The organism is Xanthomonas bromi, from assembly GCF_900092025.1.
Classification (GTDB): domain Bacteria; phylum Pseudomonadota; class Gammaproteobacteria; order Xanthomonadales; family Xanthomonadaceae; genus Xanthomonas; species Xanthomonas bromi.
Genome location: NZ_FLTX01000055.1, coordinates 47090 through 55045, shown reverse-complemented (window position 1 = coordinate 55045; position 7956 = coordinate 47090). Strand labels below are relative to the sequence as shown.

The 7956-nt window shown below is 66.5% G+C and carries 7 protein-coding genes and 1 pseudogene; 2 read left to right on the top strand and 6 right to left on the bottom strand.

Annotated features, from left to right (window positions below):
- Positions 1–244: 244 nt before the first annotated feature.
- From XBLMG947_RS16950 to XBLMG947_RS16935, 4 genes are read right to left on the bottom strand one after another with little or no spacing between them, the layout of a single operon-like run.
- Complete coding sequence (locus tag XBLMG947_RS16950) at positions 245–1123, bottom strand: NAD(P)-dependent oxidoreductase (RefSeq protein WP_065469782.1); 879 nt, start codon at positions 1121–1123, stop codon at positions 245–247.
- 37 nt (positions 1124–1160) lie between these two features.
- Positions 1161–2279: an NADH:flavin oxidoreductase/NADH oxidase gene (locus XBLMG947_RS16945; RefSeq protein ID WP_065469790.1), complete on the bottom strand. Its 1119-nt coding sequence runs from the start codon at positions 2277–2279 to the stop codon at positions 1161–1163.
- Positions 2280–2339: 60 nt separating this feature from the next.
- Positions 2340–3221: an NAD-dependent protein deacetylase gene (locus XBLMG947_RS16940; protein WP_065469781.1), complete on the bottom strand. Its 882-nt coding sequence runs from the start codon at positions 3219–3221 to the stop codon at positions 2340–2342.
- Positions 3218–3838: a TetR/AcrR family transcriptional regulator gene (locus tag XBLMG947_RS16935; RefSeq protein WP_065469789.1), complete on the bottom strand. Its 621-nt coding sequence runs from the start codon at positions 3836–3838 to the stop codon at positions 3218–3220. Before XBLMG947_RS16935 ends, XBLMG947_RS16940 begins: the two co-directional genes overlap by 4 nt.
- Before the next feature lie 85 nt (positions 3839–3923).
- Between XBLMG947_RS16935 and XBLMG947_RS16930 the strand changes: the two genes are divergently transcribed.
- Positions 3924–4643 carry an SDR family NAD(P)-dependent oxidoreductase gene (locus tag XBLMG947_RS16930; protein WP_065469780.1) on the top strand — a complete coding sequence of 240 codons (720 nt, stop codon included), beginning with the start codon at positions 3924–3926 and terminating at the stop codon, positions 4641–4643.
- Between the two features lie 362 nt (positions 4644–5005).
- Here XBLMG947_RS16930 and XBLMG947_RS16925 read toward each other — a convergent pair.
- Positions 5006–5682 (bottom strand): annotated as a pseudogene (locus tag XBLMG947_RS16925) (NAD-dependent protein deacetylase); the annotation flags it as partial.
- A 215-nt stretch (positions 5683–5897) separates the two neighbouring features.
- On the opposite strand from XBLMG947_RS16925, the gene XBLMG947_RS16920 reads away from it, so the two are divergent.
- A complete protein-coding gene (locus XBLMG947_RS16920) occupies positions 5898–6680 on the top strand; it encodes a response regulator transcription factor (RefSeq protein ID WP_083993197.1) in 783 nt (260 codons plus the stop codon).
- Here the strand turns inward: XBLMG947_RS16920 and XBLMG947_RS16915 are convergent.
- The gene (locus XBLMG947_RS16915; RefSeq protein WP_065469778.1) at positions 6643–7932 is read right to left on the bottom strand and encodes a sensor histidine kinase; all 1290 of its coding nucleotides are present in this window, start codon (positions 7930–7932) and stop codon (positions 6643–6645) included. The genes XBLMG947_RS16920 and XBLMG947_RS16915 overlap by 38 nt on opposite strands.
- Positions 7933–7956 lie beyond the last annotated feature (24 nt).

Genomic DNA, 7956 nt, shown 5'->3' with positions numbered 1-7956 from the left:
CGGGCCTTGGGCGATGACCGGCGCGTCGGTCATCGGGTGCCGCCGGCGCACGCCAGTGCACACGGTGTGCGCTCGGTCGAACCGCACGTGATATGCAGGTGTCGCATCGCATCCTCCCTGGAGCGGCGGCTGTCACGGGCCGATATTTTAGAAGGTCTGCTGCAGCTTAGGTGAGTAAGCAGTAGGCTGGCGTGCCTTGAAGCGAAGCGCCCTGGGCAAGGCCAACTCCGCGTTATGCGTGTGATCAGGCCACCTGCCCTGCCCGCCGCGCCGAGACCTCTGCCAGTACCGCCCAGTCTGCGTTGCCATCGCCATGGGCGATGGCCTCGTCCAGGCCGGCGCGCAGTAATTCGCCCAACGGCATCGGCACCTGCTTGTCGGCGCCGGCCTGGATCGCCAGGTCCACGTCCTTGCGACCGAGCGTGGCAGTGAAGCCGGCGGGCAGGTACTCGCGTTGCATGATCAGGCGGCCATAGCCCTGGCAAGCGGGCGCAGCGAACAAGGTGTTGGTGAGCATTCCCAAAAACTGCGTGGCATCCACGCCGTGACCGCGCGCCAGCGCACTGGCCTCGGCCATGGCCCCGATGGCGCTGGCCAGGCAGAAGTTGGCGGCCAGCTTCACCGCATTGGCCTGCTCCGGCGCATCGCCGATGTGCCAGGTCTTCTGCCCCAGCACATCGAACATCGGCTGCACCCGAGCAACGGCCGCTTCATCGCCGGCCGCCAGAATATTGAGCTTGCCGGCTTCGGCCACATCGACGCGCCCAAGCACCGGTGCGGCCACGTAGGCGATGCCGCGCTCGGCATGCAGTGCGGTCAACTCGTGCGCCAGCGCCACCGAGATGGTGGCCATGTTGACGTGCACACTGCCCGCCGGCAGCGCATCCAGCACGCCGCGCTCCAGCAAGGTCTGACGCACTGCGTTGTCGTCGGCCAGCATCGAAAACAATAGCGGGCCGTGCGCGGCGTCGCGCGCCTGCTCCACCACCGTGGCACCAGCGTCACGTAGCGGTTGGGCGCGTTCGGACGAGCGATTCCACACGCTCAGTTCGAACCCGCCGCGCAGCAGGTTGTGCGCCATCGGCAGGCCCATCGTCCCCAAGCCCAGAAATCCTATCGGCATGCGTTGTCCTTGTTCGGTATGACGTCAGTGGTGCGGATCAGCTGGCGAACACGCCGCGCGCTTCACGCGGTTCGCAGCGCAGGTATTGCGGCGCCGGCGTGACCGATGCACCCAGCGCGGCGGCGGCATGCCACGGCCAACGCGGGTCGTAGAGGATGCCGCGTGCCAGCGCGACTGCATCGGCCTGGCCGTCCTGCAGGATCGCCTCGGCCTGCGCCGGCTCGGTGATCAGGCCCACGCCGATCACCGGCGTGGCGACCTGCGCACGGATCGCCTGCGCAAACGGGATCTGATAGCCGGCCTGCACCGCAATCTGCTGACGCGGATCCAGCCCGCCGCTGGAGACATGGATGTAATGCGCGCCTCGCGCATCCAGCGCCTTGGACAAGGCGATGCTCTGCTCCAGATCCCAGCCGCCTTCGACCCAATCGGTGGCCGAGATGCGCACGCCGATGGCGATTTTTTCGGACACCGCCGCACGCACCGCGTCGAAGATGCGCAGCGTCAACCGCATGCGGTTTTCCAGCGAGCCGCCATATGCGTCGCTGCGCTGATTGCTCAGCGGCGACAGGAACTGATGCATCAGATAGCCATGGGCGGCATGCAGTTCGATCAGGTCCAGACCCAGGCGTTCGGCGCGGGTTGCCGCGGTGACGAACGCGGCGACCACGGCATCGATGCCGGCGTCGTCCAGCGCCTGCGGCGCGGGCTTGCCTGGCTGAAACGGCTGCGCCGAGGCAGACACGGTCTGCCAGCCCTGCGCGTGATCGGGGGCAATGGCATCGCCGCCTTTCCAAGGCAGATCCGTCGAGGCCTTGCGGCCGGCATGCGCCAGCTGGATGCCGATCGGCATCGGCGACCAGCGCCGCACCGACTGCAGCACTTCATCCAGCGCCTGCTCGGTGGCGTCGTCGTACAAGCCCAGATCGGCGTAGCTGATGCGCCCTTCCGGCACTACCGCAGCCGCTTCGAGAATCAGCAGGCCGGCGCCCGATTGCGACAGCGTGCCCAGGTGGATGCGGTGCCAATCGCTGGCGCGACCGTCCTGTGCGGAGTACTGGCACATCGGTGCAATGACGATGCGATTAGCGAGCGCGAGCGGGCCGAAGGCGATGGGGGTGAACAACTGGCTCAAGGCAACATCCAGGCACGAGATGGGAATGCCCATTGCACTGCGCCGCGCGCCGCCGCACAACCGCTGCGATGGATCACTGCGTCATGCAGAGCGCGCACTGGCGTACCTGGCCGGCGCGGTATGCAGCGGGTCCGGTGGCGGCTGCAGGAACGCCAGCGCCTGCGCGCACGACTGCTCCACCTTCAACGTCAACAGATCGTCGGCGCGCGTCCGCCCGAAGTTCAGCGCAGCGATCGGCAAGCCATTGCGCGCGGCGGTCTGCACGAAGCGAAAGCCCGAATACACCATCAGCGACGAGCCCACCACCAGCACCGCATCGGCGGCCTGCAGATGCGCAAACGCGCGCTCCACCCGCTCGCGCGGCACGTTCTCGCCGAAGAACACCACATCCGGCTTGAGCACGCCGCCGCATTGCGGGCACGGCGGCACCATGAAGGTCTCGAAGGCGACATCGTCCAGATCCGCGTCGCCATCGGGCGCCTGCGCCGCGTCCAGCGCAGCCCAGCCGGGGTTGTCGCGTTCCAGCAGTCGCTGAAATTCGGTGCGCGGCATGTGCCGCTCGCAGCCCATGCAACGCACCACATCGAGCCGGCCGTGCAGGTCGATCACCGCCTGGCTGCCAGCGGCCTGATGCAGGCGGTCCACGTTCTGGGTGAGCAACACTTCCAGTTGCCCGCGCGCTTCCAGCGCTGCGAGTGCATGATGAGTGGCATTGGGTTGCGCCAGGCCGAAGCGCGGCCAGCCCACCAGGCTGCGCGCCCAGTAGCGCTGCCGCGTGGACAACTCGCCCATGAAGGCCTGAAAGGTCACCGGCTGCGGGCGCTTCCAACCGCCTTGCCGATCGCGGTAATCGGGAATGCCCGAGTCGGTGCTGCACCCGGCGCCGGTCAGCACGAACAGACGCCGATGGCGCTCGATGAAGTCCTGCAGCGTGTTGCCGGCTTGAACCATCGCGGTATTCATCGTGCAACTCCGGTGGCAGCAAGATAACCGTGCAGCAACAACACCAGTTGCGCTTGTAGCGGTGCAACCCGCGCGGCTGGCGCACCATCTTCCAGCAGGCTTCTCAGCGGCCCGGTGATGGCCGCCATGCCGATCTCGGCCACTGCCTCGCAATCGTCGAAGCGCACATCCGGCGCGGTAGCGAGCGCGGCTGCAAATGCCTGCTGCGAGCGCTTGCGCGCCTGCGATCCCAACGCCGTACCACCGTGCAGTTCGGAGATGGCATACAACGCGCGCGAGACATCCACGTGCTGCAACTTGGCGTGTACGAACGCACGCACCAACGCCTCGCATTGCTCGGCAAGCGGACGCCCGTGCTGTTGCGCGCAGGCCTGCTCCACCGCATGGACCACCGTCTGCAAATACCAGTCCAACACTGCGATCAACATGGCCTGACGGTTCGGGTAGTACTGATACACGCTGCCCACCGAGACGCCGGCACGGTCTGCCACGCGCGTGGTGGTGCAACCCTGCAGTCCTTCGGCCACCAAAACCTGAATGCTGGCCTGGCGAATGACCTCCACGGTGGCACGCGAACGCGCTTGTTGCGGGGATTTACGCGTTTTTTGCAGTGGCAAGGAGGTGCTCACGAATGCGAATGTACACACTGGCGGATGACCCCTAGTCTGGGGTGACTTCTTCGCGATTCCAAGGAACTCCTGCATGTCCGCTTCCGCACCGGTTGCATTGATCACTGGCGCCAACAAAGGCATTGGCCTGGCGCTGGTCGCCCACCTGGCCGACGCAGGCTGGACCGTCTACCTGGGCAGCCGCGACCCCGCACGTGGCGAGGCCGCACGCAGCAAGCTGCACAATCCAGACAACGTACATGTGGTGCCGTTGGATATCACCGACACCCACAGCATCGCCGCAGCGGTGGCGCAGCTGCAGACAACCGGCACCGCGCTCGATGTGTTGGTCAACAATGCGGCGGTGATTGTCGATGACGGCACGCCCGTCACCGCGACGCTGGACAACCTGCGCGCCACCTATGAGGTCAATCTGTTCGGCCAGGTCGCCGTCACCCAGGCACTGTTGCCAGCGCTACGCGCCGGCACGCTCAAACGCATCGTCAATGTCTCCAGCGATCTGGGTTCGTTGTCGCTGCAGGGCGACCCCGGTTATCGCTATCACGCGGTCAACGTGCTGGGCTATTGCTCGTCCAAGACCGCGCTCAACGCCTTCACCGTGTTGCTGGCAAAGGAATTGCGCAGCGAAGGCTTTGCGGTCAATGCGGTCAATCCCGGTTACACCGCGACCGATCTCAACGGACACACCGGCCCAGGCAGCGTGGAGCAAGCGGCCGCCACAGTCGCGCATGTGGCGATGTCCGAATTGGGCACGGGCGGGTATTACACCGAAGGTGGACGATTGGCGTGGTGATGCGGCACTGAGTCACCCAGGGCTGAGTCCACCCATCCGGGCGCGAAGATGAGCATTGTCGCGCCCGCTGTGAACTATGCAACGTGCCACATATTTAGGCACTGTATCGCACAAATTGCGTGATATGGCGCACACGCAACACCGCGGAAACATGTTGCCACGACAGTGGGCAGCTCCCCCCGCTGCCCCCAACCCGCCATGCCCTACACCCACACCCGGACCCTCTCCGGAGTGCGTCGTGCCGTGTTGCGTCGTCCGCTCGCGGTCGTTCTTGCACTGACTCTGACGACTCCCGCGCTTGCGCAGGAAGCCGCACCCTCCACGCCTGCCACGCGCAAGAGCGAGGACGGCATCTTCTCGCTCAACGACGAGCCCACCACCAGCACCGCATCGGCGGCCTGCAGATGCGCAAACGCGCGCTCCACCCGCTCGCGCGGCACGTTCTCGCCGAAGAACACCACATCCGGCTTGAGTACGCCGCCACACACCGGGCACGGCGGCACCACGAAGGTCTCGAAGGCGACATCGTCCAGATCCGCATCGCCATCGGGCGCCTGCGCCGCGTCCAGCGCAGCCCAGCCCAGCCCAGCCCAGCCCAGCCGGGATTGTCCCGTTCCAGCAGTCGCTGAAATTCGGTGCGCGGCATGCGCCGCTCGCAGCCCATGCAACGCACCACATCGAGCCGGCCGTGCAGGTCGATCACCGCCTGGCTGCCAGCGGCCTGATGCAGGCGGTCCACGTTCTGGGTGAGCAACACTTCCAGTTGCCCGCGCGCTTCCAGCGCTGCGAGTGCATGATGCGTGGCATTGGGTTGCGCCAGGCCGAAGCGCGGCCAGCCCACCAGGCTGCGCGCCCAGTAGCGCTGCCGCGTGGACAATTCGCCCATGAAGGCCTGAAAGGTCACCGGCTGCGGACGCTTCCAGCCGCCTTGCCGATCGCGGTAATCGGGAATGCCCGAGTCGGTGCTGCAACCGGCGCCAGTGAGCACGAACAGGCGCCGATGGCGCTGCACGAAATCGCTGAGCATCGAATCGGACATGCGTGCAACACCTCGCCCGGGGGAACGCGGCGGATCATCGCACGCATGCCTGCAACGCAATGCGTGTTGCGGACGCGACCGCATTGAAAGCCCCAGGAAAACTGGCTACTGTCGGTTGTCGCAGAAGCGAATCCATATCGCGTGCGAGGCATCATGCGCGACCACCCGCGCAACGCGTTACATCGGAACGCCGACATGCATCCGTTATTCACATCGTGAGCACCCTCTCTCGTCCGGACACTGTTTCCCCGGCCCGCTGCGCGCGGACGGCATTGCGAGTGGCGTTGCTGGAAGACGACGACGTGCTGCGCGACCGCGTGCTGCTGCCAGGACTGCAACGCCACGGTTTCGAGGTGATGCCATTGCGCACCATCGGCGCCTTGCATGCGCTGTTGCAGAGTGCCAGCGTCGAATTGATCGTGCTGGATATCGGCCTGCCCGATGGCGATGGCTTTACGTTGACACAGCAGTTGCAGGCGATGCGCCCGGCGCTGGGCATCGTGATCCTGAGCGGGCGCGGCGACCAACCCGACCGGCTACGCGGCCTGAGCCAGGGCGCCGATGCCTACCTGGTCAAACCGGTGGAGATCGAGATGCTGGCCGCCACCTTGTTCAGCGTGGCCCGGCGGCTCACGCGCGGGCCGGCCGGTGCATCGGTCCAGCCCGGCGGCATCGCGCACGCTCCCTGGCAGCTGCAGGACGACGGCTGGTGCCTGTTCGCACCCGATGGCAGCGCCGTGCCGTTGACCGGCTCCGAACGCCTGGTGATGCAGTGCCTATGGCAGTCGTCCGGGCGGCTGGTCACGCGCAGCGCGCTGCTGACCGTGCTCGGCGACAGCCTGGGCATGGAGATCGATCCGCATCGGCTGGATGCACTGCTGCACCGGTTGCGCCAGAAGGTGCTCGAACGCAGCGGAGCGGCGCTGCCGCTGACCTCGGTGCGCGGCGCCGGATATCTGCTCATGCCGCGGCTGCGGGCGCCAACGGCAGACGCATGACGAACTGCGTGCCTGCGCCGGGCATGCTCTCCACGCTGAGCAGCCCACCGGCGTGCAGCGCCAGTTCGTGCGCCACCGCCAGGCCCAGACCGGTCCCCTTGCCGACCGGCTTGGTGGTGAAGAACGGCTCGAAGACCTGCGCCAGCACCTCCGCCGGCATGCCGTGGCCGGTATCGGCCAGGGCAAGGCACACCATGGTCTGCTGCCGCGATACGCGCACGGTGAAAGTGCCGCCGCCGGGCATGGCGTCGCGTGCATTGGCGGCGAAATTGAGCATGACCAGCTCGAACTGACTGCGATCCAGGAACACCGGCACCGGCTCTGCGCAGGTGTGCAGCCGCAGGAGCACCTGCGCGCCGAGCAACTGGGCCAGCATTGGTGCAATCGCCTGCACCGCCTCTACCGCGTCCAGGCGCGTCGGCACGGCCAGGTCGCGCCGGCTGAAGCTCAGCAGTTTGCGACTGATGGTGGTGCCGCGCTGCGCGGCCAGGGCGATGCCGTCCAGCGCCTGCGCCATCGCGACCGCATCGCGCGGCGGATCGAAGTCCAATTCGTGCAGGCGATGCCGTTGCTCGGCATAGCCCAGGATCGCGCCGAGGATGTTGTTGAAATCGTGCGACACACCGCTGGCCAGATGACCCACCGATTCGATCTTCTGCAGATGCAGTACCCGCTGCTGCGCCTGTTCGCGCTCGCGGATTTCCACCTGCAGGCGCGCCGTGGTCCGTCGCGCGCGGTGCAGGCTTTCGCGCAGCGCGGTCACGGTACGGTCCAGCACCAGTGTGATCATCAAATAGCTCATCACCAGCGAGGGCAGGTTCTGGAACGGGCTCTGTCCGTCCCGCGGGTTGCGCCCCCAGGGGCTGGCCATGCCCAGCGCAAACACCAGCGCGATGCACGCATAGACACGCCACAGCGCGCGCCGCCCGATCACCAGTGCCGCCAGCGTCAGCAGCAGCATCGGGAACGGATCGAAGGCCTGCAGTTGATACCCGAAAGCCAGGTTGGCGCTCACCGACGAGCACAGCACCACCGCGATGAAGGTGCCGATGGCCGGCTTCAGCGCGCCCTGGCGAATCCGCCAGATGCCGTACCAGGCCGCCAGGGTGATTGCTGCATCGGTGCCCAGGTCCACTGCCAGCTGCACGGCGCTCATCTGCAGCCTGGCGTTGAGCAGGATGTACACCTTGTTGAGCGGAATCTCCACGCCCAGATACAGCAGCAACAGTTGCAGCGCCGGTGCGTTGCGCATATCCACCGGGTCGCGCAGTGGTAC

Coding starts and splice junctions, on each gene's coding strand:
- XBLMG947_RS16950 (WP_065469782.1), bottom strand. CDS start 1,123: ATGCCGATAGGATTTCTGGGCTTGGGGACGATGGGCCTGCCGATGGCG.
- XBLMG947_RS16940 (WP_065469781.1), bottom strand. CDS start 3,221: ATGAATACCGCGATGGTTCAAGCCGGCAACACGCTGCAGGACTTCATC.
- XBLMG947_RS16930 (WP_065469780.1), top strand. CDS start 3,924: ATGTCCGCTTCCGCACCGGTTGCATTGATCACTGGCGCCAACAAAGGC.
- XBLMG947_RS16915 (WP_065469778.1), bottom strand. CDS start 7,932: ATGCGCAACGCACCGGCGCTGCAACTGTTGCTGCTGTATCTGGGCGTG.